This window comes from Streptomyces sp. NPDC005004 (genome assembly GCF_053600675.1).
This window is the reverse complement of the sequence record NZ_JBSGAH010000002.1, coordinates 115,483-141,120: the sequence shown is the minus strand read 5'-3', so window position 1 is coordinate 141,120 and position 25,638 is coordinate 115,483. Positions and strand designations below refer to the sequence as shown.

Here is a 25,638-nt window from a genome sequence, read left to right as displayed (position 1 = left end):
GCTCCCGCCCCTGGACGCCGGCTGTGCCCGCCCAGCACGCGACTCGGTGGGTCGAGGAACGGCGGACGAAGACGTCCGAACACGCCGCTGCCCGGCAGACGCCGTTGTCTGCCGGGCGGCGGGGTTCACGAGGGGGCGGCGGGTCAGGCCTCCGGGCCCGCCTCCGTCATGCCGTGGACCGCGGGGACCGTGCCGAGGCGGCCCTTCTGGAAGTCCTCGAACGCCTGCATGAGCTGTTCCTTGGTGTTCATGACGAACGGGCCGTAGTGGGCCATGGGCTCGCGGATGGGCTGTCCGCCGAGGAGGACGACCTCGAGGTCGGGGGTGTGGGCGTCCTGCTTCTCGTCGGCGCGGACCGTCAGCGAGGAGCCGGTGCCGAAGACGGCGGTCTGGCCGGTGTGGACCGGGCGCCGCTCGGTGCCGACCGCACCGCGTCCGGCGAGGACGTACGCCAGGCCGTTGAAGTCCTCACGCCAGGGCAGGGTGATCTCGGCGCCCGGCGCCAGGGTCGCGTGGACCATGGTGATCGGGGTGTGCGTGATGCCGGGACCCTCGTGGCCGTCCAGCTCACCGGCGATGACGCGCAGCAGCGCGCCGCCGTCCGGGGAGGTGAGGAGCTGCACGCTGCCCGCGCGGATGTCCTGGTAGCGCGGGGCCATCATCTTGTCCTTGGCCGGGAGGTTCACCCAGAGCTGGAGCCCGTGGAAGAGACCGCCCGAGACGACGAGCTGCTCCGGCGGAGCCTCGATGTGCAGCAGACCGGAGCCCGCCGTCATCCACTGGGTGTCGCCGTTGGTGATGGTGCCGCCACCGCCGTTGGAGTCCTGGTGGTCGAAGATGCCGTCGATGATGTAGGTCACGGTCTCGAAGCCGCGGTGGGGGTGCCAGGGGGTGCCCTTGGGCTCGCCCGGCGCGTACTCCACCTCACCCATCTGGTCCATCATGATGAACGGGTCGAGGTGGCGGTAGTTGATGCCGGCGAACGCCCGGCGCACCGGGAATCCCTCGCCTTCGAAACCGCTCGGAGCGGTCGTGACGGCCAGCACCGGACGCGGCACGGCGTCGGCGGGAGCGGTCACACGGGGCAGCGTCAACGGGTTCTCGACGGTCACTGCGGGCATGGTCGGTACCTCCTTGTGGGACCACTTTAGTTGAGCGTTGAACTTTCTGCCACCCACAACAGAGCGGGCCCGGAGGAAATTCCCTCCGGGCCCGCCACGGGACGACTCACTCGTCAGCCGCCGTACATGCGGCGCATCGCGAACTCGACCATCTGCTCGACGGCCTTCGCGTCGAACACCATCCGGTGCTCGCCCTCCATGTCGACCACGAAGCCGTAGCCGGTCGGAAGGAGGTCGATCACCTCGGCGCCGGTGATCACGAAGTACTTGGACTCCTTGCCCGCGTACCGCCGCAACTCCTTGAGCGAGGTGAACATCGGGATCACCGGCTGCTGGGTGTTGTGCAGGGCGAGGAAGCCCGGGGTGTCGCCGCGCGGGCAGTACACCTTGGACGTGGCGAACACCTGCTGGAAGTCCTCGGCGGACATCGAGCCCGTGGTGAACGCGCGCACCGCGTCCGCGAGGGAGGGCGGGGACGGCTCGGGGTAGAGCGGCGGCTGCTGGCCGTATCCGCCGACACCGCCGGGCATCTGCTGCTGCGGTGGGACGTACTGCTGCTGAGCGCCCACGTTCTGGTCGTAGCCGTACATGCGCGCCACCCTACCGAGCCACCCCGCCCGCGTGGCCTACGGAGCCTGAACCTCACGCGTCAGACGGGAAGTCCAGGGACACCAGCAGCCCCTCGGCAGGAAGGCGCCGCCCGCCTCGTCGAGGACCGCGAGGCCGCCGAACCTGGTCAGAAGTCGTCGCAGTGTGCCTCCGCGCACGGAGTGGAGAGAGGTCGTCACGGAACGAATCCGTGAGATCACTCGGAGAGCTCGTTCCGGAGGCGCGGATTCACCCGGCCGGGCGGGCGCACGGTGAGGCACGGCGGCGAGCACGGAGGGGGGCGGCGGGGTTGCTTCTTATTACCGACGGGTAGCATCATCGGAGCTACTAGTTGGTACGTGAACCAGATGCGAGGAGTCAGTGCCTCGCCGAGACCTGACGGAGTCACCATGGGGCACTACAAGTCCAATCTCCGCGACATCGAGTTCAACCTCTTCGAAGTCCTCGGCCGCGACAAGCTGTACGGCACCGGCCCGTTCGAGGAGATGGACACCGACACCGCCAAGTCCGTCCTGGCGGAGCTGACCCGGCTCTCGGAGAACGAGCTGGCGGAGTCGTTCGCGGACGCCGACCGCAACCCCCCGGTCTTCGACCCCGAGACGAACACCGCGCCGGTCCCCGAGACGTTCAAGAAGAGCTACAAGGCCTTCATGGACTCCGAGTACTGGCGGCTCGGCCTGCCCGAGGAGATCGGCGGCACCAACACCCCGCCGTCCCTGATCTGGGCGTACGCGGAGCTGGTGCTCGGCGCCAACCCGGCCATCTGGATGTACTCCTCCGGCCCGGCGTTCGCGCGCATCCTCTTCGAGGAGGGCACCGAGGAGCAGAAGCAGTGGGCGAAGATCGCGGTCGAGAAGACCTGGGGCTCCACCATGGTCCTGACCGAGCCGGACGCCGGTTCGGACGTGGGCGCCGGGCGCACCAAGGCCGTGCGGCAGGAGGACGGCTCCTGGCACATCGAGGGCGTGAAGCGCTTCATCACCTCCGGTGAGCACGACATGGAGGAGAACATCCTCCACTACGTCCTCGCCCGTCCCGAGGGTGCCGGTCCCGGAACCAAGGGCCTGTCCCTCTTCCTCGTCCCGAAGTTCCTCTTCGACGGCGAGTCCGGCGAGCTGGGCGAGCGCAACGGCGTCTACGCGACCAACGTCGAGCACAAGATGGGCCTCAAGGCGTCCAACACCTGCGAGATGACCTTCGGCGACCGTCACCCCGCCAAGGGCTGGCTGATCGGCGACAAGCACGACGGCATCCGCCAGATGTTCCGCATCATCGAGTTCGCCCGCATGATGGTCGGCACGAAGGCGATCTCCACGCTGTCGACGGGCTACCTCAACGCGCTGGAGTACGCCAAGGAGCGCGTCCAGGGTCCCGACCTGGCGAACTTCATGGACAAGACCGCGCCCAAGGTCACCATCACGCACCACCCCGACGTGCGCCGCTCGCTGATCACGCAGAAGGCGTACGCGGAGGGTATGCGCGCCCTCGTCCTCCACACCGCCTCGGTCCAGGACGCGATCGCGGTCAAGGAGGCGGCCGGCGAGGACGCCTCCACCGAGCACGCGCTGAACGACCTGCTCCTGCCGATCGTCAAGGGCTACGGCTCCGAGAAGGGCTACGAGCAGCTCGCGCAGTCGCTCCAGACCTTCGGCGGCTCCGGGTTCCTCCAGGAGTACCCGATCGAGCAGTACATCCGCGACGCCAAGATCGACACTCTCTACGAGGGCACCACCGCGATCCAGGGCCAGGACTTCTTCTTCCGGAAGATCGTCCGCAACCAGGGCGCCGCGCTGAACTCCCTCGCCGAGGACATCAAGAAGTTCCTGGCGCTCGGCACCGGCGGCGAGGAGCTGGCGGGCGCCCGCGAGCACCTGGCCAAGGCGGCCGTGGAGCTGGAGGCCATCGTCGGTCTGATGCTGACCGACCTCGCGGCCACCGAGCAGGACGTCAAGAACATCTACAAGGTGGGCCTCAACACCACCCGCCTGCTGATGGCCTCCGGCGACGTGATCGTCGGCTACCTGCTGCTGCGCGGTGCGGCCGTCGCCGCCGAGAAGCTGCAGACCGCGTCCGCCAAGGACAAGGCGTTCTACACCGGCAAGATCGCGGCGGCGAAGTTCTTCGCGGCCAACGTCCTGCCCGGCGTGACCCTGGCGCGCAAGGTCGCGGGCACCGTCGACCTGGACCTGATGGAACTGGACGAGGCGGCCTTCTAAGCTCTCGCACTCCGGCTCTTCCCCAACTGCCGCGGGCCCGCTCCCCTCTTGCCGGGAGCGGGCCCGCGCACGTCGTTAAGGTAAACGCCATGAGCGCACCGTCCCGCTTCGACCGCGGCCACACCGACGACCTGATGAGCTTCCTCGCGGCGAGTCCCACGCCGTACCACGCGGTGGCGAACGCCGCCGCGCGGCTGGAGAAGGCGGGCTTCCGCCAGGTCGCCGAGACCGACGCCTGGGACACCCCGGCCGGCACCGGCACCGGCGGCCGGTACGTGCTGCGCGGCGGCGCGATCATCGCCTGGTACGTCCCCGAGGGCGCCGAGCCGCACACCCCGTTCCGGATCGTCGGGGCGCACACCGACTCCCCGAGCCTCAGGATCAAGCCGCAGCCGGACAGCGGCGCGCACGGCTTCCGGCAGGTCGCGGTGGAGATCTACGGCGGCCCGCTGATGAACTCCTGGCTCGACCGCGACCTGGGCCTCGCCGGGCGCCTCAGCCTGCGCGACGGCAGCACGGCTCTGGTGAACGTGGACCGGGCGCTGCTGCGTGTGCCGCAGCTCGCCATCCACCTGGACCGCACGGTGAGCACCGACGGTCTCAAGCTCGACAAGCAGCGCCACCTCCAGCCCGTGTGGGGCCTCGGGGACGACGTGCGCGAGGGAGATCTGATCGCCTTCCTGGAGGACGAGGCCGGTCTCGAACGCGGCTCGGTCACCGGCTGGGACCTGATGGCGTACCCCGTCGAGCCGCCCGCCTACCTCGGCCGGGACCGCGAGCTGGTCGCGGGCCCCCGCATGGACAACCTGCTCTCCGTGCACGCCGGTACGGCCGCCCTGATCGCCGCCGCGACCTCCGGCGACGCGCTCCCGCACATCCCCGTGCTCGCCGCCTTCGACCACGAGGAGACCGGCTCGCAGTCCGACACCGGCGCCGACGGCCCGCTCCTCGGCACCGTCCTGGAGCGTTCCGTGCTCGCCCGGGGCGGCACCTTCGAGGACCGCGCCCGCGCCTTCGCCGGAACCGTCTGTCTCTCCTCCGACACCGGCCACGCCGTGCACCCCAACTACGCGGAGCGGCACGACCCGACGCACCACCCGCGCCTGAACGGCGGCCCGATCCTCAAGGTGAACGTCAACAACCGCTACGCCACGGACGGTTCAGGACGCGCGCTGTTCGCCGCCGCGTGCGAGCGGGCCGGAGTGCCGTACCAGACCTTCGTCTCGCACAACTCGATGCCCTGCGGCACCACCATCGGACCGATCACCGCGGCACGGCACGGCATCACCACGGTCGACATCGGCGTGGCGATCTTGTCCATGCACAGCGTGCGCGAACTGTGCGGCGCCGACGACCCGTTCCTCCTCGCGAACGCCCTCGCGGCCTTCCTGGAGGGCTAGTCGGCGTGATGCCGGGTACCCGAGCGGGACCGGAGATTCCGGAACCGTGAAGGGGAGGCGAGTCCGCATGGGCCTCGGAGGCTGCATCATCCTGATTGCCGTGGGTGCGATCCTCACGTTCGCCACCGACTGGCACATGAACGGGGTCAACCTCGACCTGGTCGGTGTCATCTTCATGGCCACCGGCCTGATCGGCCTGGCCACGTTCAGCGGGATCGCGCGCCGCCGGCGCGTGGTGGTGCCCCCGACGACCCCGGTCGTCGAGGAGGAACCGCACCACCACCACGCGCACCGCGACGGATACAACGACGGCTACGGCGTCTGAGCGGCCGGGAGCCGATAAGTCCCGGCCGCGCGAGTCCTAGCGCTCGTCCATACCGGCCAGCACCAACGGCAGCCGGTCCGCGCCCGCTTCGGTGAGGCGGACCGGCACGCCCCAGTCCTGCTGGTGGACATGGCAGGCCGGGTACTCGTTGGCCGGGTCGTCGTCGCAGGACGCCGCCATCGCCGAGACGTGCAGCACGCCCTCGGTGACGGCCGGGTTCAGCTCCAGCTCGCGGCTCAGGTCCGTGTCCGCGCCCTCGCCCTTGAGCAGCAGCTCGGGCGGGGTGGAGGAGACCAGGAGCCGGGTCGAGGGGCCGTAGCGCAGGTCGAGCTTCTGGCCCGCCGGGGCCTGGAAGATCACGTCCAGGAGCAGCCGTCCCGGGGCCACCTCGGTCGCGGCGCGCTGGGTGCGGTGGGCGACCGCCTCCACCCGGACCGCCTCCTCGGGCAGCCGCAGCCGGGTCAGCCGGTGCCGCGCCGACTCCACGACCACGATGTCCTCGCCCACCAGCACGGCGTCGCTCGGCTCGCGCAGATCGGTCGCGAGCGTGGTGACCTCGCCGGTCGCGGGGTCGAAGCGGCGCAGGGCGTGGTTGTAGGTGTCCGCGACGGCGACCGAGCCGTCCGGCAGCGCGGTGACGCCCAACGGGTGCTGGAAAAGCGCCTGTTCGGCGGCGCCGTCGCGGTGTCCGAAGTCGAAGAGGCCGGTGCCGACCGCCGTGTGCACATGACCGTCCAGGTCCACCCAGCGCAGCGCGGAGGTCTCGGAGTCCGCGAGCCAGAGGCGGTCCTCGGTCGCGGCGAGACCGGAGGGCTGCGCGAACCACGCCTCGGTGCCGGGACCGTCGACCAGACCCTCGTTGGTGGTTCCGGCCGCGACCTCGACGGTGCCCGCCCGCGGGTCGTACGTCCACAGCTGGTGGACGCCCGCCATCGCGATCCACACCTTGCCGCCGAAGACGGCCACGTCCCACGGGGAGGACAGCGCGGTCTCCCGGGCCGGGCCCGAGGTCGGGTTGCCCTGCATCCACTGCTTGCCGGTGCCCGCCAGGGTGGTGACCTCGCCGGTCGCGAGGTCGAGGCGGCGCAGGGCGTGGTTGACGGTGTCGGCGACGACCACGGTGCCGTCGTCGAGGAGCGCGAGGCCCTGCGGCTCGTTGAAGGACGCCTGTGCGGCGCCGCCGTCCGCCAGGCCCCGGTCGCCGGAGCCGATGCGGCGCACGACGCTCTCGCCGTCCGCCTCCAGCTCGACCAGCTGGTGCCGGGTGGTGTCGCTGACCAGGAAGTTCCCGGAGGGCAGCAGCAGCGCCTTGCCGGGGAAGCGGAGCACGGTCGGCTCGGGCTCGGGCGCCACGTAGGGGCCGTCGCCGCGGCGCAGGGTGCCCTTGGCCTCGTGCTCGGCCTCCAGCTCCTCGACCAGCTTCTCGATCGCGTGCGCGTGCCCCTCACCGGCGTGCTGCGCGACGACGTACCCCTCGGGGTCGATCACCACGAGCGTCGGCCAGGCGCGGACCGCGTACTGCTTCCAGGTGGCCAGCTCCGGGTCGTCCAGCACCGGGTGCTCCACGCCGTACCGCTCGACCGCGTCCACCACGGCCTGGTGCTCGGCCTCGTGCACGAACTTCGGCGAGTGCACGCCGATGATCACCACGGTGTCCCGGTGCCGCTCCTCCAGCTCGCGCAGCTCGTCCAGGACGTGCAGGCAGTTGATGCAGCAGAAGGTCCAGAAGTCCAGGACGACGATGCGTCCACGCAGGTCGGCGAGGGTGTACTGCTGGTCGCCCGTGTTCAGCCAGCCACCCTTGCCGATCAGCTCGGGGGCGCGGACACGGGTACGACGGGGTGCGGAGTCGGTCATGTGTCAAGGGTGCCACTCCCGTGCGAACACCCCGTAACCGCCGTACGACGTCACACCCGGCACGCGCCCGGTCACCGGCGGGCGGGCCCGGGCGGGCGCCCGGTCACCAGCGGGCGAGCAGGGTCTCCTCGCCGTCCCGGTAGCGGTACATCCAGGTGCTCCCGGGCGCGACCGTCCCGCTGAGATAGCCGACGACCGGCTCCCGCTGCACGGCGCTGTCCAGGTCCCCGAGCAGCCGCAGGGCCTCGGCGACGGGGAAGAAGGCTGCCCGCTCGATGTCGCTGTCCTCCGGCGCGACCTCCCCCTCCCACCGGTCGACCTCGAAGGCGATCGCCAGCGCGGAGGGGTGGCTCTCGGAGTCGATGTGCAGGAGGAACGCGGTGCGCACCGGGTCGCCCACCAGGAGCCCGGTCTCCTCGCGCAGCTCGCGCCGGAGCGCCTCGTGCATCAGCTCGCCGTCCTCGACCCCGCCGCCGGGCAGCGACCAGAGCGGCTCGCCGTGGGCGCCGAGGGCCTCCCGGACGAGCAGGACCTCCTCGCCCCGGCGGACGATGCCGATGACGAGCTGCACCCGGGGCACCGGAGCCTTCGACTTCGCTGTCATACAGCCGACCGTACGGGACCGGGTCAGTCGAGCGCGTGGCCCGTCGTCGCGTCCACGTGGTCCGGGATCTCCTCGTGCCGGTCGCCCACGCTGAGCGTGCCGGTGGGTTCAAGGAGCAGGATCTCGGTGGGGACGGGAGCGTACGGCTTGTGCTCGGTGCCGCGCGGGACGGTGAAGACGGATCCCCTGGGCAGTTTCACGGTGCGCTCGCCCGCCGGCTCGCGCAGGGAGATGTGCAGCTCGCCGGAGAGCACGAGGAAGAACTCGTCGGTGTCGTCGTGCGCGTGCCAGAGGTGTTCACCCTCGACCTTGGCGACCCGGACGTCGTAGTCGTTGACCGACGTGACGATGCGCGGGCTCCACTGGTCGGAGAAGGAGGCGAGGACCGTCTCCAGGGACTGGGGTTCGCTGGTTGCCATGGCTCCATGCTGCGGGTGCGCGCCGGGGTCGCACGAGTGCTAGGAATCGCACATGGCGCAAGAATCCTCTCAGCCTGCGGAGCGGGTGCGCCCGCACCGGGTCGCCGTGATCGTGGACGAGGGCACCAACCCCTTCGAGGTGGGCGTCGCCACCGAGCTGTTCGGGCTGCCCCGCCCCGAGCTGGGGCTGCCTGGACCGCTGTACGAGGTCACGCTGTGCACGCCCGCTCCCGAGGTGCGGATGAACCACGGCTTCTTCACCCTGGCCGGGGTGCCGGGCCTGGAGGCGGTGGCGGAGGCGGACACCCTGATCGTGCCGGGCCGCCCGGACAACGTGGTCCCGCGGCGCCCCGCGGTCCTGGACGCCATCCGCGACGCGCACGCGCGCGGCACCCGCCTCGTCAGCTTCTGCACCGGCGCCTTCGCGCTGGCGGAGGCGGGCCTCCTCGACGGCCGCCGGGCGTCCACCCACTGGCGCTGGGTGGACGCCTTCCGGGAGCTGCACCCGAAGGTCCTGCTGGAACCGGACGTGCTCTACGTGGACGACGGCGACGTGCTCACCGCGTCGGGCAGCGCCGCCGCGCTCGACCTCGGCCTGCACATCTGGCGCCTCGACCACGGCGCGGAACTGGCCAACGCCGTCTCCCGCCGTCTGGTCTTCGCCGCCCACCGCGACGGCGGGCAACGGCAGTTCGTGGAGCGCCCGGTGCCCGAGATCCCCGACGGCTCGCTCGGCCCGCTGCTGGCGTGGGCGCAGGAACGGCTCGGTGAGCCCCTGACGGTGGCGGACCTGGCCGCCCGCGCGGCGCTCTCCCCGGCCACCCTGCACCGCCGCTTCCGCAGCCGGCTCGGGACGACCCCGCTGGCCTGGCTCACCGGCGAGCGGGTGGCGCTGGCCTGCCGGCTGATCGAACGGGGCGAGCTGCGCCTGGACGTGGTGGCGGCGCGCAGCGGGCTCGGTACGGCGGCCACTCTGCGGGCCCGGCTGCGCCGGGAGACGGGGCTGAGCCCCTCGGAGTACCGCAGGCGCTTCGGTCCGCCGGGCGGGCGGTGAGGAAGGGTCCCCACCGGGGAACCGTTCCGTCATGAGATTCCTCGTACGCGACCGCATCTTCGGCATCGGTGACGACTACTGGATCGAGGACGACCAGGGCCGCAAGGTCTACCTCGTCGACGGCAAGGCCCTCCGGCTGCGCGACACCTTCGAGCTGAAGGACGCCGAGGGCCGGGTGCTGATCGACATCCACAAGAAGATGTTCGCCCTGCGCGACACGATGGTCATCGAACGGGACGGCGAGGGCCTGGCCACCGTCAAGCGCAAGCACCTCTCCCTGCTGCGCAACCACTACCGCGTCCGCCTGGCCGACGGCACCGAACTCGACGTCAGCGGCAAGATCCTCGACCGCGAGTTCGCGATCGAGTACGACGGTGAACTCCTCGCCGTGATCTCCCGCCGTCTGCTGACGGTGCGGGAGACCTACGGCGTGGACGTCGTACGGGACGACGCGGATCCGGCGCTGCTGATCGCGGTGGCGGTGTGTGTGATCCACCTGGCGGAGAAGGAGCGGGAGGAAGGCTAGGGCCTGTCTGACAAGCCCTGGCGGGGGTTCTCGCCGGGGCCGTACGGGGGCTCCAGGCCGAGCACCCGGTCCTTGAGGGCGGGGAACTGCTCGCGGGTCTCGGCGACCTTCGCGGGGTCGAACTCGACCGTCAGGACCTCCTCGTCCGGGCCCGCCTCGGCCAGCACCTCGCCCCAGGGATCCACCACGACCGAGTGACCCGCCTGCGGAACTCCGGCATGCGTCCCGGCCGTTCCACAGGCGAGCACGAACGCCTGGTTCTCGACCGCCCGCGCCCGGGCCAGCAGCGTCCAGTGCGCGCGCCGCCGTTCGGGCCAGCCTGCCGGGAGGACCAGGGTCTCGGCACCGGCGGCGGTCAGGGAGCGGAAGAGTTCGGGAAAGCGGAGGTCGTAGCAGGTGCCCAGGCCGAGGGTGGTCTCCGGCAACCGGACGGTGACCAGCTCGCTGCCCGCGCCCATCAGCACGGCCTCGCCCCGGTCGAAGCCGAAGCGGTGGATCTTGCGGTAGGCGGCCGCGAGGTCGCCGGAGGGGGAGAAGACGAGCGAGGTGTTGTAGAGCGGGCCCTCAGGGTCGCGCTCTGGGATCGACCCGGCATGCAGCCACACGCCCGCGTCCGCGGCGGCCTTGGCCATCGCCTCGTAGGTGGGACCCTCCAGCGGCTCGGCCTCGGAGCCGAAGTCCTCGTAGGCGAAGGCGCCGGTGGTCCACAGTTCGGGCAGGACCACGAGGTCGGCACCGGCCTGCTCGCGCACCAGTGCGACCGCGCGTTGTCGCCGGTCAGCGACCGATTCACGCTCGTCCACGGCGATCTGGATCAGCGAGGCGCGCACACTACCACCGTCCTGGCATTCGAGTCGTTCCCACGGGCCTACGATCGTCACACGAAAGCACTGCCGGGGGGTATCGGAGCAGCGTAACTTGGGGGTCTCCCCCGCTCGTGCGAAGCCGCGGGCACGGGGAGTTTCCAGACCGCCGAGTGCAGCCGCCGCCCGCTGGCAAAGCCGTTCGATTCTGCCCGTGTACCGACCGCCGAGGGGTTCCCGTTCCGTGAGTCTGCATCCCACCCTCCAGCCCTACGCCGATGCCTGGACCCACTCCGTCGACGCGATATCCGAGCTGGTCAACCCACTGGTCGAGGGGGAGTGGAACCGGCGTACGCCATGCCCCGGCTGGTCGGTGCGGGACGTGGTCTCGCACGTCATCGGCCTGGACTGCGAGATGCTCGGCGACCCCCGGCCCATCCACGCGCTGCCCCGCGACCTCTTCCACGTCACCAACGAGCACCAGCGGTACATGGAGATGCAGGTCGACGTGCGCCGCCATCACACGGCGCCGGAGATGACGTCCGAGCTGGAGTACACGATCATCCGGCGCAACCGTCAGCTCCGCAACGAGTCCCGCGAGCCGGGCACGCTGGTGCGCGGTCCGTTCGGCAAGGAGATCACCCTCGAAGAGGCCATGCGGCGGCGGGCGTTCGACGTCTGGGTCCACGAGCAGGACCTCCGCACCGCCCTCGGGCGCCCCGGCAACCTCGACTCCCCGGGCGCCCACGTCACCCGCGACCTGCTCCTCCTCGCACTCCCCAAGGTCGTCGCCAAGCACGCGGAGGCGCCCCGCAGTTCGGCCATCGTCTTCGACGTCCACGGCCCGCTGGAATTCCTCCGCACCATCCGCGTGGACATCCAGGGCCGGGGCACCCTCGAAACCTCCCCCGCCCTCGGCCCCGCCGCCTCCTTCGCCCTGGACTGGGAGACGTACTTCAAGCTCGCCTGCGGCCGCGTGACCCCGGAGTCGGTGGCGGACCGGCTGAAGACGGAGGGCGACCCGGAACTGGTGTCGGCGATCCTGCGGAACTTCTCCGTGACGCCGTAGCCTCGGCCTCCGGCGGTTCGGCGGAGGCGGGTGGGGTGGGCCGGGGCTCGGTGGGGCGGCTGCCGGGGCAATTCGCGTGCCTCCTCACCTCCCGCCCCGTTAGCGTGCCGCGCATGGCGACCGACGCGACGCACGGCACAGCGCAGGGCATCCCGGCCGACGCGGTGGAAGGTCCGCCGTCACCGCATCACCGGCTCACCTTCCACGGGCCCCTCTCCGAGCCCCGCGCCGACGCGCTGGTACGGCGGCTCGCCGCGACCCGCCCCCGCACCGTGCTCGACATCGGCTGTGGCTGGGGGGAGTTGCTGCTCCGGGTCCTGGCGGCCGTACCCGGGGCGCGGGGTACGGGGATCGACCTGGACGAGGCGGACCTGACGCGAGGGCGCCGCGAGGCCGAAGCACGGGGGCTCGCCGCGCGGGTGGACTTCCTGGCCGAGTCCGCCACCGGCACCCGCCGCGGGCCCGCCGACCTGGTGCTGTGCGTGGGCTCCAGCCAGGCGCTGAGTACGGCCGGGTCCCCCACCGCCGAGGCACTCCGCGAGCTACGGCGCCTCGTGGCGGACGGCGGTCGTGTCCTGCTCGGCGAGGGCTTCTGGGAACGGCCGCCCACCGACACCGAGCTGGCCGGCATGTGGCCCGGCGCCTCGTCCGACGACCACCACGGCCTCCCCGCCCTCCTCGATCTCGCCGTGACAGCGGGCTTCCGCCCCGAGTGGACGGAGACGGCGACCCTCGCGGAATGGGAGGCGTTCGAATCGGCGTACCAGGCGGACCAGGAGGTCTGGCTCGCGACGCACCCCGACCGTCCGGAGGCGGGTTCCGTCCGCGAACGGCTGGACCGGCATCGGGGGCAGTGGATGAGCTATCGGGGGGTGCTGGGGCTGGCGTACCTGACGCTCGTGCCGGTGGCCGGGGGCACCGGGCGGGGCTGACGCGGGGGATGCCGGGGCCGGCGGGAGATGCCTGGGGCGGCGGGCGCCGCGTGCAGGGCCGCGCCCGCTCGGGTCGCCCGGCACCCGCCCCTGCCGCGCCACCCGTACCGGCGTCGTCCGTTGGTGATCACACCGCCCGTACGGGAAGCCGCGTCACCCGACCTGAGGTCTCTCACGCCGCAGGCACATGCACCGTCTCCACCCGGCTCGCCACCAGCCGCTCACGCTCACGCCGGGCCGCGCGCCCGCGCAGGCGGAGGATCTGGACGATGCCCACCGCCTGGAGGACGAAGACCGCGGAGAAGGCGATCGCGTAGTCGTCGCCGGTGGCGTCGAGGAGGACGCCGATGGCGAAGAGGGTGGTCATGGAGGCGATGAAGCCGCCCATGTTGGTGATGCCGGAAGCGGTGCCCTGCCGCTCGGGCGGGTTGGCGGGGCGGGCGAAGTCGAAGCCGAGCATCGAGGCGGGGCCGCACGCGCCGAGGACGACGCAGAGGACGAGGAGCAGCGCCATGGGGGCGCGGTCGCCGGGCCAGGCGAGGGTGAGCGCCCAGAGCAGGGCGGTCGCGGCGACCGTACCGAGGGCGAGCGGCAGCCGGGCCGTGTGGTGCCGCGCGACGATCTGGCCGTAGACGAGTCCGACGACCATGTTGGACAGGACGACCAGGGTGAGGAGTTCACCCGCCACGGCGCGGCTGAGCCCCTGCGCCTCGACCAGGAACGGCAGGCCCCACAGCAGCAGGAACACCATCGCCGGGAACTGGGTCGTGAAGTGCACCCACATGCCGAGCCGGGTGCCCGGCTCCCGCCAGGACTCGGCGATCTGACGGCGGACGTAGGCGGCGCCCCGGTGCGAGGACGGCTCGGGCTCGTGCCCCTCGGGGTGGTCCTTGAGGAACAGCAGCGTCAGGACCAGCACGACCACACCCGCGAGCGCGCTGCCCGCGAACGCCGGGGTCCAGCCGAGCCCGTGCAGCAGCCGGGCGAGGACGAGGGTGGAGACGAGGTTGCCCGCCATGCCGGCCAGCGCCGCGAGCTGCGCGATCATCGGGCCGCGCCGCGCCGGGAACCACCGCGTGCCGAGCCGCAGCACGCTGATGAAGGTCATCGCGTCGCCGCAGCCGAGCAGGGCGCGGGAGGCGAGCGCGGTGCCGTAGGAGGGGGAGAAGGCGAAGCCGAGCTGACCCGCGGTGAAGAGGACGGCGCCGATGCACAGCACCTTCTTGGTACCGAGCCGGTCGACCAGGAGGCCGACGGGTATCTGCATCCCCGCGTACACCAGCAGCTGCAGGATCGAGAACGTCGACAGCTCGGAGGCGCCGACGTGGAAACGGTCGGCCGCGTCCAGTCCCGCGACACCGAGCGAGGTACGGAAGATGACGGCCACGAAGTAGACCGCCACGCCTATGCACCACACGGCGACCGCGCGCCCGCCGCCCGGCGGATCACCCGGCAGGACACGGCTCCCCGCGTCGGCTCGCGTGCTCATCGCACCTCCCCGCGCGCCAGGTGGGAGAACCACCCCACGTGCCGGTGCACGATCCCGACCGCCGCCTCCGCGTCGCCGGAGCGCAGCGCGTCCAGGATCTCCGCGTGCTCGGTGAGCGTCTTGGCGATGCGGTCCGGGTGGGAGTACATGACGGCGACGCCCATCCTCAACTGCCGGTCGCGCAACTGGTCGTAGAGGCGGGAGAGGATCTCGTTCCCCCCACTGCGCACGATCTCGGCGTGGAAGCGGCGGTCGGTGACGGCGGCCGCGGCGAAGTCACCGGCGGCGGCCTGCTCCCGCTGCCGCTCCAGCAGCTCGGTCAGCCGCTCCAGCAGACCGGGCGGGGCGGGTACGGCCTTGCGGGCGGCGTGCTCCTCGACGAGCAGCCGGGTCTCCACCACGTCCGCGATCTCCTGCGCGGAGACGGGCAGGACCAGGGCGCCCTTCTTCGGGTACAGCCGCAGCAGCCCCTCCGCCTCCAGGCGCAGCAGTGCCTCGCGGACGGGGGTGCGCGAGACACCCACCGCCTCGGCCAGCTCACCCTCGGTGAGGAGGGTGCCGCCCTCGTAGCTGCGATCGAGGACGCCTTGCTTGACGTGGGCGTATACACGTTCGGCGGCGGGTGGCTGCCGGGTGGCCGTTTGCATGTCCACAGGATAGATACAACAGGCGGACAGCGGGGAGGGCCGTCCACCATGCGGACCGGATCGCGGTGCCCGGAAAAGTCGGCGGAAAAATCTCTCCGTGTCGCGCAACCATCCACACCCCACGGGTGTCACACACGTGCGGCCCCACTTTCATGCCACCTCAACCAGGCCGCTTTTTATAGGGCATTCAAGACAATCGAGGTATTCCGCTTTGATTACCGGCATCAAGGGCTCCCGCCTCCGCAAGGCCGCCGCCGTCGCCGTGACGTCCGGCGCCCTGCTCACCACCGGTGCCCTCACCGCTGCCCCCGCGCAGGCCGTCACCAAGCCCTCGATCGTGGCCAAGGGCGGCTTCGTGATGAACAACGCGACGGGTACGTCGCTGTTCACCAAGGCCGCGGACACCCGCCGTTCCACCGGCTCCACCACCAAGATCATGACCGCGAAGGTCGTGCTGGCGCAGCCGAACCTCAACCTGGACACCAAGGTCACGATCCCGAAGGGCGCCAGCGACTACATCGTCGCCAACAACGCGTCCTCGGCCGGTCTGATCGTCGGCGACAAGGTCACCGTCCGTCAGCTCCTCTACGGGCTGATGCTGCCGTCCGGCTGCGACGCGGCCTACGTCCTCGCGGACAAGTTCGGCTCGGGCAGCACCCACACCGCCCGCGTGAACTCCTTCCTCGGCAAGATGAACGCCGCCGCGAAGAGCCTGAAGCTGACGAACACGCACTTCGACTCGTTCGACGGCATCGGCAAGGGTTCCAACTACTCGACGCCGCGCGACCTGACGAAGATCGCCAGCAGCGCGATGAAGAACTCCACGTTCCGCTCGATCGTCAAAACCAAGTCGTACACGGCCAAGACGACCACCAAGAGCGGCAGCACGCGCACGATGAAGGCGTGGACCAACACCAACACGCTGCTCAGCAACTACAGCGGCACCATCGGTGTGAAGACCGGCTCGGGCCCCGAGGCCAAGTACTGCCTGGTCTTCGCCGCCACCCGCAACGGCAAGACGGTCATCGGCACGGTGCTCGCCTCCACGTCCGTCGCCCAGCGCGAGACGGACGCCAAGAAGCTCCTGAACTACGGCTTCGCCAAGTAACGCCACCCGCAGACCGGGGGGAGGGGCCCGCCGCAGCCGAGTCGGCAGCGGCGGGCCCCCTGGCATTTGCGAATTCCTCCCTCACCTGTGCCAGCGCGCTCGCCCGCCCGCCACGCCACCACCGCCACCGTCCTGGCCGACAGGCGTGAGCGGCTGTCCGTGACGGAAGACGTCTGGACCGTGGCGGTCGTCATCGCCCCGGTCCTCGTCGAGAAGGGGGAACTCCGTGAGCCCCTCGAATCCAGCGCTGCCCGCACCGGGTTGACGGTCCGTCGGGTCAACGAATGTCTGCGCCTGCTCCGCAAACACGCCTGTAGTCGCGCTCGTGGAGGGGCGGAGAACGGGGCGCCGGTTTATGTACTCAGTCAGAGCTGAGTGGTGCCGAGAAAATGCCGAGACAGTGACCGGAGGTCACTGTCTCGGCATTTCCGCAGGCCAAAGGGCGCACTATGCCCAGGTCATCAACCGCTTCGGCTGTTCCAGGATCGCCGCCACGTCCGCCAGGAACCTGGAGCCCAGTTCGCCGTCGACCAGGCGGTGGTCGAAGGAGAGCGCGAGCGTGGTGACCTGACGGGGCTTGATCTTGCCCTTGTGGACCCAGGGCTGGAGCTTGATCGCGCCGACCGCGAGGATCGCGGACTCGCCCGGATTGAGAATGGGCGTACCGGTGTCGACGCCGAAGACGCCGACGTTGGTGATGGTGATGGTGCCGCCCTGCATGGCCGCCGGGGAGGTCTTGCCCTCGCGGGCCGTCGTCACCAGGTCGCCCAGCGCCTCGGAGAGCTGCGGAAGCGTCTTGGTGTGGGCGTCCTTGATGTTCGGCACGATCAGACCGCGCGGAGTGGCCGCGGCGATACCCAGGTTGACGTAGTGCTTGAGCACGATCTCCTGGGCGGCCTCGTCCCAGGACGCGTTGATGTCCGGGTTGCGGCGGATCGCCACCAGGATCGCCTTGGCGATCAGCAGCAGCGGGTTGACCCGCAGCCCCGCGAACTCCTTGTCCTGCTTGAGCTCCTCGACCAGCTTCATCGTCCGCGTCACGTCCACCGTCACGAACTCCGTGACGTGCGGCGCCGTGAACGCCGAGCCGACCATCGCCTGCGCGGTCGCCTTGCGGACCCCCTTGACCGGGACACGGGTCTCGCGGGCGGTGTCGTACGTGGCTACGGGCGTCGCGGGCGCGGCGGGAGCCGCGGGCGCCTCGGTCACCGGCTCCGCCGGGGCCACCGCAGCGTGCACGTCCTCGCGGGTGATGATCCCGTCCGGGCCGGAGGGCGTCACGGTGGCGAGGTCGACGCCCAGGTCCTTGGCCAGCTTGCGCACCGGCGGCTTGGCCAGCGGGCGCTCCTTCACGGGGGCGGGCGCGGACGGCGCCGCACCGTGGCCGTTCAGCTCGGACTGCACCGCCTGCGCGGCCGCCGACACCGTCACCTCGGGGCCCTTGCGCGGGCGCCGCTTGGTGGAGGACGCCGCCACGCCGTACCCGACGAGGACCGGCTGACGCTTCTGCGGCTCGGCCTCCTCGGCGGCAGCGGGAGCGGCCACCACCTCGGGCTCCACCACCGCGGGCGCCTCACCGCCCGACACGTCCACCGCGATGATCGACGTGCCCACGTCCACCGTCGTCCCCTCGGGGAAGCGCAGCTCGCGCACCACCCCGTCGTAGGGGATGGGGAGCTCGACGGCCGCCTTGGCGGTCTCGACCTCGCACACCACCTGGCCGTCGGTGACCTTGTCGCCCACCTGCACGTACCACTTGAGGATCTCGGCCTCGGTGAGCCCCTCGCCCACGTCCGGCATCTTGAACTCGCGCACGGAAGCTTCCGTCATCGTCGTCACGAAAACCTTCCTCAGTACGCCAGGGCGCGGTCGACGGCGTCGAGCACCCGGTCCAGGCTCGGCAGGTACTCCTCCTCCAGGCGGGCCGGCGGGTACGGGGCGTGGTAGCCGCCGACCCGGAGCACCGGGGCCTCCAGGTGGTAGAAGCAGCGCTCGGTGATGCGCGCGGCGATCTCCGCGCCGGAGCCGAAGAACACCGGCGCCTCGTGGACGACCACCAGGCGGCGGGTCTTCTCCACCGAGGTCTGGATCGCGTCGAAGTCCATCGGGGAGACCGAGCGCAGGTCCAGGACCTCCAGGGACTTGCCCTCCTCGGCGGCGGCGTCGGCCACCTCCTGGCAGAGCTTGACCATGGGGCCGTAGGCGGCCAGCGTCAGGTCGGTGCCCTCGCGGACCACGCGGGCCTTGTGCAGCGGGGCGGGGATCGCCTCGACGTCGACCTCGCCCTTGTCCCAGTAACGCCGCTTGGGCTCGAAGTAGATCACCGGGTCGTCGCTCTGGATGGCCTGCTGCATCATCCAGTAGGCGTCCGAGGCGTTGGACGGGCTGACGATCTTCAGGCCGGACACGTGCGCGAACAGCGCCTCGGGGGACTCCGAGTGGTGCTCGACCGCGCCGATGCCGCCGCCGTAGGGAATGCGCACGACGACGGGCATCTTGACCTTGCCCAGCGAGCGCGCGTGCATCTTGGCGAGCTGGGTGACGATCTGGTCGTACGCCGGAAAGACGAAGCCGTCGAACTGGATCTCCACCACCGGGCGGTAGCCGCGCAGGGCCAGGCCGATCGCGGTGCCGACGATGCCGGACTCGGCCAGCGGGGTGTCGATGACCCGGCTCTCGCCGAAGTCCTTCTGGAGACCGTCGGTCACCCGGAACACGCCGCCGAGCTTGCCGACGTCCTCGCCCATCACCAGGACCTTGGGGTCCGTGTCCAGGGCGCGCCGCAGCGACTCGTTGATCGCCTTGGCCAGAGCCATCTTCTCGGCCATGTCAGTTGCCCCCTTCCACGTCCGCGAACGACGCCTGGTAGGCGGCGAACTGGGCGCGCTCCTCGTCGACGAGCGCGTGCCCGTCCGCGTACACGTTCTCGAAAATGGCGAACCGGTCCGGGTCGGGCATGGCGCGGACCGCTTCGCGCACTCGTTTGCCCAACGCCTCGGACTCGGCCTCCAGTTCCGCGAAGAATCCCTCGTCCGTGTGGTTTCCGGCCTCCAGGAACCGGCGCAGCCGCAGGATCGGGTCCTTCGCCTCCCACGCCTGGCGCTCCTCGTCGCCCCGGTAGCGGGTGGGGTCGTCGGAGGTGGTGTGGGCACCCATCCGGTAGGTGAACGCCTCGACCAGGGTCGGACCCTCGCCGTCGCGGGCACGCTCCAGCGCCCAGCGGGTCACGGCGAGACAGGCCAGCACGTCGTTGCCGTCGACGCGGATGCCGGGGAAGCCGTAGCCCTGCGCGCGCTGGTAGAGCGGGACGCGGGTCTGCTTCTCGGTGGGCTCGGAGATCGCCCACTGGTTGTTCTGGCAGAAGAACACGACGGGGGCGTTGTAGACCGCGGAGAAGGTGAAGGACTCCGCCACGTCACCCTGGCTGGAGGCACCGTCGCCGAAGTAGGCGATGACGGCCGAGTCCGCGCCGTCCTTGGCCACACCCATCGCGTAGCCGGTGGCGTGCAGCGTCTGCGAGCCGATGACGATCGTGTACAGGTGGAAGTTGTTGCCGTTGGGGTCCCAGCCGCCGTTGTTCACCCCGCGGAACATGCCGAGCAGGTTGGTCGGGTCGACCCCGCGGCACCAGGCGACGCCGTGCTCGCGGTAGGTCGGGAAGACGTAGTCGTCCTCGCGGGTGGCACGGCCCGAGCCGATCTGGGCGGCCTCCTGGCCGAGCAGCGAGGCCCACAGGCCCAGCTCGCCCTGGCGCTGCAGGGCGGTGGCCTCGGCGTCGAAGCGGCGGGTGAGCACCATGTCGCGGTAGAGACCGCGCAGCTCCTCGGGGGTGATGCCGTCGACGTACGCGTCGAACTCGGCGTTCGCCACGCGCTCGCCCTCGGGCGTCAGCAACTGCACCAGCTCGGGCTCGGTGCTCTGGCGCGCGGCGGTGCGGGTGGTGCGCCTGGTGCCGGTGGTGCCGGTGCTGCCGCCGGTCTTCCCGGTCTTGCCTGCGGCGCCGCGTCGCGGCTTGCGCGCGGCACTGCTGTCCACGGTCACGTGTGCTCCTCCGTCGTTCCGGCTCCCGGGGTTGCCGGTGAGCCTGAGGTCCCCCTTGCTCGGTCGGAGCCGGGGGAGCGGCCACCTGTTCACGACCACCGGGCACGGGGTGGGTGCCACTCGGCCGGGAACAGGCGTGACAGGTGCCCCGGCGAGCGCCCTGCGACATTTACGTTACCCAGTGCTCCACATTTCTGTGAAACCCCACCTGACCTGCGATTTTGCTTGGATTTCCAAGTAAATCGACAAAGTCCGGAAGTTCCCTGGTCACAGCCTTGCAGGAGGCCGGAGCAACGGCACGTTATCCCGCTCACCCAGGTCACGGGAAGACTCCGCGCACGAGTGCGCACGGGCGTGGCGCGGAGTTCGGTGCCCGGTTCGACACCTGTTCGGCGCCCGGTTCCGCGCCGTCTCGGCGACTCCTTTTCCGGAATTCCCCGGACGCCTTCGGAAAACCGCCCCGGAGTTCACGGCGGTACATCGTGTGACCGAATGCGACCGGCGGCGACTGCCTGTGACAAGGCCCAGCTCACGGCCGCTTTTCGTGCCCTAGCATCTGCCGCGTGCAGCGCCTTTGTGTACCACCCCTCGTGCCCCACGCGCCCCCTCTTGGCGCCTTGTTACGTCTCTACGGAGCCGGTACGCCCCTCGCCTGCGAACCAGTCGACCAGGGGCTGCTCAACCGGGGATACCGGGTGCGCACCACCCGGGGGCACTACTTCCTCAAGCACCACTTCGATCCGGACACCGCCGACCCCGCCGCCATCGAGCGCCGGCATCGCGCCACCGGACGCCTGGCCGCGGTCGGCGTGCCGGTCGCCCAGCCGCTGACCCACCGCGAGGGCCGTACGGTCGCGGTGATCGGCGGGCACGCCTACGCGCTGCACCCCTGGATCGACGGCGGCCACCGGCACGGCGGCCAGCTCACCCGCGCCCAGAGCGCGCGCCTGGGCGCACTCCTCGGCGCCGTGCACGCCTGTCTGGAGCGCGTGATGCCGCCCAAGGGGCGCACCCGCCCGGCGACGAGCCCGCACCCGGTGGAGAGCGCCGACCCGGCCGACACCTACGCGCTCATCGACGACCTGCTCGGCCGCGTCAGCCGCCACCGGCCCGCCGACACCTTCGACGAACTGGCCCGCCGACGCCTGCTGGAACGCCGTGACCTGCTGGAACAACACGCGGGACGGCGTCCGCCGCGCGGCGGACCGGTGGGCTGGGTGCACGGCGACTTCCACCCGTTCAACCTGCTCTACGTCGACGACGCCCCGGCCGCCATCGTCGACTGGGACCGGCTCGGCGTGCAGCCGCGCGCGGAGGAGGCGGTCCGCGCCGCCGCGATCTTCTTTCTTCGTCCCGGCGGCACACTGGATTTGCCGAAGGTCAGGGCATACGCCCGCACGTACCGGCGCGCGGCCCGCGCCACGCCCTCGGAGCTGGCGGCGGCCGTGCACCGGGTGTGGTGGGAGCGCCTGAACGACTTCTGGATGCTGCGCTGGCACTACGAGCGCGACGACACCCGCGCCGACTGCCAGTTCCCGGCCGCCTCGGCCCTCGTGGTGTGGTGGACCCGCGAGTACGAGGCGGTCTGCGACGCCTTCACGAGCTGAGACGCCGTCACGGGCGGCCCGTCCTTCCCGGGCCCTGCGGGGCGTCCCTCACGAGCCGGGGTCCGGCTCCGGCGACCCGGGCCCCGTCACGGTGACGTCGTGGGGCCCAGGGTCGGCGGGCTTCAAGTTCCGTCGCCGCCCGCGCTGCCCTCGGTCGTGGCGCCCTGGTCGGCGGTGCCGGTCGTGGTGCCCGTGTTCGTGCCGCCGGTGTTCGTGGTGCCGGTGCTGGTGCCGCCGGTGTTCGTGGCGCCTGTGCTGGTGCCGCCGGTGTTCGACGTGCCCTGGCTCGCGCCGCCGTTGCCGGTGGTCGTGCCCTCGTCGTTCCCGCCGCTCGAACCCTGGTCCGAGCCGCCGTCGGTGGTGTCGGAGGGATCGTCCGTCGGACCCGAGGTGGTGGGTGCGGTCTGGGTCTTCGACGGCGTCCGGTAGCCGCCGCTGTAACCGCCCGAGCCGCCGCCCTGCGTGCCCGTGTTCTGGTCGGGTGCGTCGGTGGTGCCGTCGTCGGGGGTCTCGCTGGACTTGTCGTCCTTGTGGTGGGTCTTGGAGTGGCTCGGCGACGGCTTGTTCGTCGGGGTGTCGTGGCCGCCCGACTTGTTGAGCGCGAGCGCGACACCGGCCACCACCGCGACCACCGCGAGCGCGGCGAGCAGCCACAGCTTGCCCCGGCCACTGCCATGGTTGCCGTGGCCCTCGAAGCCGCCGTCGTCGCCGCGGCCGTAGCCGCCGGGCAGGATCGGCTGCGGGATCTGCGTGGTGCCGCCGCCGTACCCGCCGGACTGGGGCATCACGGTGGTGCCCGCGAAGCCGCCGGGCGGGGTGTGCCGGGCCTCGGGCGCGTCCACCGGCCCGGTGTTCCAGGTGCCGGTGTGGCTGCCCTGGTCGTACAGCATCTGCAGGCCGTACTGGATCAGACCGCGCATCTCCTCGGCCGTCTGGAACCGGTCGTCCGGCTCCTTGGCGAGGGAGCGCATGACCAGGCCGTCCAGCTCCGGCGGGGCGCCGTCGGCGACCTGGGAGGGCGGCACCGGCATGTCCTGCACGTGCTGGTAGACCACCGAGAGCGGGGTCTCACCGGTGAACGGGGGCCTGAGCGCGAGGAGTTCGTAGAGCAGGCAGCCGGTCGCGTACAGGTCGGAGCGGTGGTCGACGGCCTTGCCGAGCGCCTGCTCCGGGGAGAGGTACTGGGGGGTGCCCATGACCATGCCGGTCTGGGTCATCGTGGACTGCGCGCCGTGCAGGGCGCGGGCGATGCCGAAGTCCATCACCTTGACCGCGCCGTTGTCGGTGATGATGACGTTGGCCGGCTTGATGTCACGGTGCACGATGCCGTGCTGGTGGGAGTAGGCGAGCGCGTCGAGCACGCCGGAGACGATGATCAGGGCCTGCTCGGGGCCCGGCGCCTCGGCGTCGATCAGCAGATCGCGGATGGTGCGGCCCTCGACCAGCTCCATCACGATGTACGGCACGGCCTGGCCGTTGACCTCGTCCTCGCCGGAGTCGTACACGGCGACGATCGAGTGGTGGTTGAGCCCGGCGACCGACTGGGCCTCGCGCGTGAAGCGCGCCTTGGACACCGGGTCCTCGGCGAGGTCGGCACGGAGCAGCTTGACCGCGACGGTACGGCCGAGACGGATGTCCTCGGCGGCGAACACCTCGGCCATGCCACCGCGGCCGAGCCGGTGCGTCAGCCGGTAACGGCCGTCGCCGACGAGGCCGCCGTTGCCCCACGCCTCCGGCGCGTCCGCCATGCCGCCCGCGGCCACCTCGGGGTCGTCGGACGGGCCTTGGGCGCCGTGCGTCTGTGCCATCGGTCCTCGCCGTCGTTTCTGCCCGCATTTCGCGCGGTGTTGTTACGGTCTCCGTCGGCCACGCTACAGCCTTCGCGGTTGCCGTCGGTCCCGATCCGGGACCGGGGCCGACCCGAGACGGACCGGCCATGAAACCGGTACCCCGCGCCCTCGTGCAAATTCCGTGCGGCCTCCGTACACCTGCTGTAACGCTTCCGCGACGCTTCCTTCGCGTACGGTCACGGAACGGGCACCGCGCTTGACGTGTCACTGCCCTGGGGCAGACTTGGCCGGGAATGACACATTCGATCAAGCCAGGCCCGTACACGGCGCGTTCGCTCTGCGGCGGCCCGCGCAGGCCAGTGGGGGACACGGAGAGATGAGCCAGGACGGCGCACAGGGCCGGTACTCGGGGCGGGCGCTCGCCGGTGGCCGCTACCAGTTGCGCGACCTGCTCGGCGAGGGCGGCATGGCCTCCGTGCACCTGGCCTACGACGCGGTGCTCGACCGCCAGGTCGCGGTCAAGACCCTGCACACCGAACTCGGCCGCGAGCAGGCCTTCCGGGAGCGGTTCCGCCGCGAGGCCCAGGCCGTGGCCAAGCTCACGCACACCAATATCGTCTCCGTCTTCGACACCGGCGAGGACGAAGCCGACGGTATGCCGTACATCGTCATGGAATACGTCGAGGGCCGCCCCCTCGGCTCCGTCCTGGCCGATGACGTACGGCAGTTGGGCGCGATGCCCGCGGACAAGGCCCTGAAGATCACCGCCGATGTGCTCGCGGCGCTGGAGATCAGTCACGAGAAGGGCCTGGTCCACCGCGACATCAAGCCCGGCAACGTGATGGTGACCAGCCGCGGCGTGGTCAAGGTGATGGACTTCGGCATCGCGCGGGCGATGCAGTCCGGGGTCACCTCGATGACCCAGACCGGCATGGTCGTCGGCACCCCCCAGTACCTCTCCCCCGAGCAGGCCCTCGGCCGGGGCGTGGATGCCCGCTCCGACCTCTACTCGGTCGGCATCATGCTGTTCCAGCTCGTCACCGGGCGCCTGCCGTTCGACGCGGACTCGCCGCTGGCCATCGCGTACGCGCACGTACAGGAGGAGCCGGTCGCGCCCTCCTCCGTCAACCGCGCGCTGCCCCCGGCGGTGGACGCGCTGGTCGCCCGCGCGCTGAAGAAGAACCCCAACGAGCGCTTCCCCACCGCCGAGGCGATGCGCGAGGAGTGCCTGCGCGTGGCGGCCTCCCTCCAGCCGGCGGCGCCGAGCATCGTGCCGGGCTCCGGTCCCGTGCAGAGCGGCGCGGGCGTCGGCTCGACCGTGTTCCCGCCGGTGGACCAGACGAGCCCGGCCCCGCCCCCCGGCCCGGTCCAGCAGCCGTACCAGCCGGCCGCGCCGGTCGCCCCGCAGACGCCTTACACCAGTCCGGCCTACGGGTATCCGCAGCAGGGCGGCTACCCGACCACGCCGGTGGGGTACGGACAGTCCGGGTACGGCACCGGCCCCTCGGCTCCTCCGGCCGCCGGCAAGGGCAACCGGACCGTGGTGATCGCCTCGGTCGCCGTGGCCCTCGTCGCGGTCGCCGGGCTGCTCGTCGCGCTGACGCTGCGGGGCGACGACGACAAGGAGGGCGGAAAGGGCGGGAGCACCGCGTCCGCCTCCGCCACCACCGGGCACGCGGCGGGCTACCGGGGCCCCGACACCAGCAAGACGATCGACAAGACCGAGTGCACCGAGCCCAACGAGTCGTACAACGACCCGGACAAGGTGCGGCTCCCGGACTTCCGCTACAAGTACGTGAAGTCCGTCAAGGAGTGCGCGCGGGCGGCGGGCTGGCGGGTGAAGGAGGTCCACGTCGACGAGAACACCTACGGCGAGGGGGCCGTCACCGACCAGTTCCCCAAGCCCGACACCGACGTCGACCCCAAGGACGTGGAGATCCAGCTCAACGTGTCCACGGGCAACCCCTGACCGAGCGGTGAGAAGGGCCCGGCGGATGTCCACCGGGCCCTTCTCCGCGTCA

At 71.2% G+C, this 25,638-nt stretch carries 23 protein-coding genes and 1 pseudogene; 11 read left to right on the top strand and 13 right to left on the bottom strand.

All coding sequences use genetic code 11. The annotated features are described in order from the left end of the window. Nucleotides 1-143 precede the first annotated feature (143 nt). The 3 genes from ACWEEU_RS02965 to ACWEEU_RS02955 all read right to left on the bottom strand — a co-directional run bounded on the left by ACWEEU_RS02965 (nt 144) and on the right by ACWEEU_RS02955 (nt 1,888). A complete protein-coding gene (locus ACWEEU_RS02965) occupies nt 144-1,121 on the bottom strand; it encodes a pirin family protein (protein ID WP_385744999.1) in 978 nt (325 codons plus the stop codon). A gap of 113 nt (nt 1,122-1,234) precedes the next feature. Next, nucleotides 1,235-1,711: an SseB family protein gene (locus ACWEEU_RS02960; RefSeq protein WP_018547734.1), complete on the bottom strand. Its 477-nt coding sequence runs from the start codon at nt 1,709-1,711 to the stop codon at nt 1,235-1,237. A 36-nt stretch (nt 1,712-1,747) separates the two neighbouring features. Beyond that, nucleotides 1,748-1,888 carry a BP74-related protein gene (locus ACWEEU_RS02955; RefSeq protein ID WP_451728315.1) on the bottom strand — a complete coding sequence of 47 codons (141 nt, stop codon included), beginning with the start codon at nt 1,886-1,888 and terminating at the stop codon, nt 1,748-1,750. 231 nt (nt 1,889-2,119) lie between these two features. On the opposite strand from ACWEEU_RS02955, the gene ACWEEU_RS02950 reads away from it, so the two are divergent. The 3 genes from ACWEEU_RS02950 to ACWEEU_RS02940 all read left to right on the top strand — a co-directional run bounded on the left by ACWEEU_RS02950 (nt 2,120) and on the right by ACWEEU_RS02940 (nt 5,671). Continuing rightward, the gene (locus tag ACWEEU_RS02950; protein WP_385745003.1) at nt 2,120-3,946 is read left to right on the top strand and encodes an acyl-CoA dehydrogenase; all 1,827 of its coding nucleotides are present in this window, start codon (nt 2,120-2,122) and stop codon (nt 3,944-3,946) included. 89 nt (nt 3,947-4,035) lie between these two features. Next, nucleotides 4,036-5,346, top strand: coding sequence for a M18 family aminopeptidase (locus ACWEEU_RS02945; protein WP_451727807.1), 1,311 nt, complete (start codon nt 4,036-4,038; stop codon nt 5,344-5,346). A 67-nt stretch (nt 5,347-5,413) separates the two neighbouring features. After that, entirely contained in the window at nt 5,414-5,671 is a 258-nt protein-coding gene (locus ACWEEU_RS02940) for a hypothetical protein (RefSeq protein WP_385729051.1), read from the top strand. A 36-nt stretch (nt 5,672-5,707) separates the two neighbouring features. Here the strand turns inward: ACWEEU_RS02940 and ACWEEU_RS02935 are convergent, their stop codons facing one another. The 3 genes from ACWEEU_RS02935 to ACWEEU_RS02925 form a co-directional block, all read right to left on the bottom strand. Next, nucleotides 5,708-7,528, bottom strand: coding sequence for a thioredoxin-like domain-containing protein (locus ACWEEU_RS02935; protein WP_385745006.1), 1,821 nt, complete (start codon nt 7,526-7,528; stop codon nt 5,708-5,710). A gap of 103 nt (nt 7,529-7,631) precedes the next feature. Continuing rightward, nucleotides 7,632-8,132: an NUDIX hydrolase gene (locus tag ACWEEU_RS02930; RefSeq protein ID WP_385745008.1), complete on the bottom strand. Its 501-nt coding sequence runs from the start codon at nt 8,130-8,132 to the stop codon at nt 7,632-7,634. Between the two features lie 23 nt (nt 8,133-8,155). Beyond that, nucleotides 8,156-8,551, bottom strand: a complete 396-nt coding sequence (locus ACWEEU_RS02925) for a cupin domain-containing protein (RefSeq protein WP_451727802.1) — start codon at nt 8,549-8,551, stop codon at nt 8,156-8,158. Nucleotides 8,552-8,603: 52 nt separating this feature from the next. On the opposite strand from ACWEEU_RS02925, the gene ACWEEU_RS02920 reads away from it, so the two are divergent. Further along, nucleotides 8,604-9,605, top strand: coding sequence for a helix-turn-helix domain-containing protein (locus ACWEEU_RS02920; RefSeq protein WP_385745012.1), 1,002 nt, complete (start codon nt 8,604-8,606; stop codon nt 9,603-9,605). A gap of 31 nt (nt 9,606-9,636) precedes the next feature. Continuing rightward, nucleotides 9,637-10,131: an LURP-one-related/scramblase family protein gene (locus ACWEEU_RS02915; RefSeq protein ID WP_385745014.1), complete on the top strand. Its 495-nt coding sequence runs from the start codon at nt 9,637-9,639 to the stop codon at nt 10,129-10,131. On the opposite strand, the gene ACWEEU_RS02910 is transcribed toward ACWEEU_RS02915, so the two are convergent. Continuing rightward, nucleotides 10,128-10,961, bottom strand: coding sequence for a carbon-nitrogen family hydrolase (locus ACWEEU_RS02910; RefSeq protein ID WP_451727797.1), 834 nt, complete (start codon nt 10,959-10,961; stop codon nt 10,128-10,130). The genes ACWEEU_RS02915 and ACWEEU_RS02910 overlap by 4 nt on opposite strands. 217 nt (nt 10,962-11,178) lie before the next feature. Here ACWEEU_RS02910 and ACWEEU_RS02905 point away from each other — a divergent pair, with 217 nt between their 5' ends. Next, nucleotides 11,179-12,003: a maleylpyruvate isomerase family mycothiol-dependent enzyme gene (locus ACWEEU_RS02905; RefSeq protein ID WP_385745015.1), complete on the top strand. Its 825-nt coding sequence runs from the start codon at nt 11,179-11,181 to the stop codon at nt 12,001-12,003. Nucleotides 12,004-12,116: 113 nt separating this feature from the next. After that, nucleotides 12,117-12,935: an SAM-dependent methyltransferase gene (locus tag ACWEEU_RS02900; RefSeq protein WP_385745018.1), complete on the top strand. Its 819-nt coding sequence runs from the start codon at nt 12,117-12,119 to the stop codon at nt 12,933-12,935. Between the two features lie 172 nt (nt 12,936-13,107). Here ACWEEU_RS02900 and ACWEEU_RS02895 read toward each other — a convergent pair whose 3' ends face one another. Together ACWEEU_RS02895 and ACWEEU_RS02890 are read right to left on the bottom strand one after the other, a co-directional pair. Continuing rightward, entirely contained in the window at nt 13,108-14,424 is a 1,317-nt protein-coding gene (locus ACWEEU_RS02895) for an MFS transporter (RefSeq protein ID WP_451727792.1), read from the bottom strand. Beyond that, nucleotides 14,421-15,071: a GntR family transcriptional regulator gene (locus tag ACWEEU_RS02890; RefSeq protein ID WP_385745022.1), complete on the bottom strand. Its 651-nt coding sequence runs from the start codon at nt 15,069-15,071 to the stop codon at nt 14,421-14,423. Before ACWEEU_RS02890 ends, ACWEEU_RS02895 begins: the two co-directional genes overlap by 4 nt. A gap of 211 nt (nt 15,072-15,282) precedes the next feature. On the opposite strand from ACWEEU_RS02890, the gene ACWEEU_RS02885 reads away from it, so the two are divergent. Both ACWEEU_RS02885 and ACWEEU_RS02880 read left to right on the top strand, forming a co-directional pair. After that, nucleotides 15,283-16,179, top strand: a complete 897-nt coding sequence (locus ACWEEU_RS02885) for a D-alanyl-D-alanine carboxypeptidase family protein (RefSeq protein WP_451727788.1) — start codon at nt 15,283-15,285, stop codon at nt 16,177-16,179. A 117-nt stretch (nt 16,180-16,296) separates the two neighbouring features. Continuing rightward, a pseudogene (locus ACWEEU_RS02880) lies at nt 16,297-16,554 on the top strand (DNA-binding protein); the annotation flags it as partial. 72 nt (nt 16,555-16,626) lie between these two features. Here ACWEEU_RS02880 and ACWEEU_RS02875 read toward each other — a convergent pair. The 3 genes from ACWEEU_RS02875 to pdhA are packed head-to-tail and all read right to left on the bottom strand — an operon-like array spanning nt 16,627 to nt 20,220. Next, nucleotides 16,627-18,018 (bottom strand): dihydrolipoamide acetyltransferase family protein, encoded by a 1,392-nt coding sequence (locus tag ACWEEU_RS02875; protein ID WP_451727785.1) that lies wholly within the window; start codon nt 18,016-18,018, stop codon nt 16,627-16,629. An 11-nt stretch (nt 18,019-18,029) separates the two neighbouring features. Next, a complete protein-coding gene (locus ACWEEU_RS02870) occupies nt 18,030-19,007 on the bottom strand; it encodes an alpha-ketoacid dehydrogenase subunit beta (RefSeq protein WP_385745028.1) in 978 nt (325 codons plus the stop codon). A gap of 1 nt (nt 19,008) precedes the next feature. Next, nucleotides 19,009-20,220, bottom strand: coding sequence for a pyruvate dehydrogenase (acetyl-transferring) E1 component subunit alpha (pdhA, locus tag ACWEEU_RS02865; RefSeq protein ID WP_385745030.1), 1,212 nt, complete (start codon nt 20,218-20,220; stop codon nt 19,009-19,011). 590 nt (nt 20,221-20,810) lie between these two features. Between pdhA and ACWEEU_RS02860 the strand changes: the two genes are divergently transcribed. Beyond that, the gene (locus ACWEEU_RS02860) at nt 20,811-21,827 is read left to right on the top strand and encodes a phosphotransferase (RefSeq protein WP_385745038.1); all 1,017 of its coding nucleotides are present in this window, start codon (nt 20,811-20,813) and stop codon (nt 21,825-21,827) included. 122 nt (nt 21,828-21,949) lie between these two features. On the opposite strand, the gene ACWEEU_RS02855 is transcribed toward ACWEEU_RS02860, so the two are convergent. Further along, nucleotides 21,950-23,635, bottom strand: a complete 1,686-nt coding sequence (locus ACWEEU_RS02855) for a protein kinase domain-containing protein (protein ID WP_385745032.1) — start codon at nt 23,633-23,635, stop codon at nt 21,950-21,952. A gap of 358 nt (nt 23,636-23,993) precedes the next feature. Between ACWEEU_RS02855 and ACWEEU_RS02850 the strand changes: the two genes are divergently transcribed. After that, nucleotides 23,994-25,586 (top strand): protein kinase domain-containing protein, encoded by a 1,593-nt coding sequence (locus tag ACWEEU_RS02850; protein ID WP_451727780.1) that lies wholly within the window; start codon nt 23,994-23,996, stop codon nt 25,584-25,586. Nucleotides 25,587-25,638: the final 52 nt, after the last annotated feature.

Bases quoted from the DNA above. Each gene is read 5' to 3' on its own strand.
- ACWEEU_RS02965 (WP_385744999.1), bottom strand. From the start codon at position 1,121: ATGCCCGCAGTGACCGTCGAGAACCCGTTGACGCTGCCCCGTGTGACC.
- ACWEEU_RS02960 (WP_018547734.1), bottom strand. From the start codon at position 1,711: ATGTACGGCTACGACCAGAACGTGGGCGCTCAGCAGCAGTACGTCCCA.
- ACWEEU_RS02950 (WP_385745003.1), top strand. From the start codon at position 2,120: ATGGGGCACTACAAGTCCAATCTCCGCGACATCGAGTTCAACCTCTTC.
- ACWEEU_RS02945 (WP_451727807.1), top strand. From the start codon at position 4,036: ATGAGCGCACCGTCCCGCTTCGACCGCGGCCACACCGACGACCTGATG.
- ACWEEU_RS02940 (WP_385729051.1), top strand. From the start codon at position 5,414: ATGGGCCTCGGAGGCTGCATCATCCTGATTGCCGTGGGTGCGATCCTC.
- ACWEEU_RS02935 (WP_385745006.1), bottom strand. From the start codon at position 7,528: ATGACCGACTCCGCACCCCGTCGTACCCGTGTCCGCGCCCCCGAGCTG.
- ACWEEU_RS02930 (WP_385745008.1), bottom strand. From the start codon at position 8,132: ATGACAGCGAAGTCGAAGGCTCCGGTGCCCCGGGTGCAGCTCGTCATC.
- ACWEEU_RS02925 (WP_451727802.1), bottom strand. From the start codon at position 8,551: ATGGCAACCAGCGAACCCCAGTCCCTGGAGACGGTCCTCGCCTCCTTC.
- ACWEEU_RS02920 (WP_385745012.1), top strand. From the start codon at position 8,604: ATGGCGCAAGAATCCTCTCAGCCTGCGGAGCGGGTGCGCCCGCACCGG.
- ACWEEU_RS02915 (WP_385745014.1), top strand. From the start codon at position 9,637: ATGAGATTCCTCGTACGCGACCGCATCTTCGGCATCGGTGACGACTAC.
- ACWEEU_RS02900 (WP_385745018.1), top strand. From the start codon at position 12,117: ATGGCGACCGACGCGACGCACGGCACAGCGCAGGGCATCCCGGCCGAC.
- ACWEEU_RS02895 (WP_451727792.1), bottom strand. From the start codon at position 14,424: ATGAGCACGCGAGCCGACGCGGGGAGCCGTGTCCTGCCGGGTGATCCG.
- ACWEEU_RS02890 (WP_385745022.1), bottom strand. From the start codon at position 15,071: ATGCAAACGGCCACCCGGCAGCCACCCGCCGCCGAACGTGTATACGCC.
- ACWEEU_RS02870 (WP_385745028.1), bottom strand. From the start codon at position 19,007: ATGGCCGAGAAGATGGCTCTGGCCAAGGCGATCAACGAGTCGCTGCGG.
- ACWEEU_RS02855 (WP_385745032.1), bottom strand. From the start codon at position 23,635: ATGGCACAGACGCACGGCGCCCAAGGCCCGTCCGACGACCCCGAGGTG.
- ACWEEU_RS02850 (WP_451727780.1), top strand. From the start codon at position 23,994: ATGAGCCAGGACGGCGCACAGGGCCGGTACTCGGGGCGGGCGCTCGCC.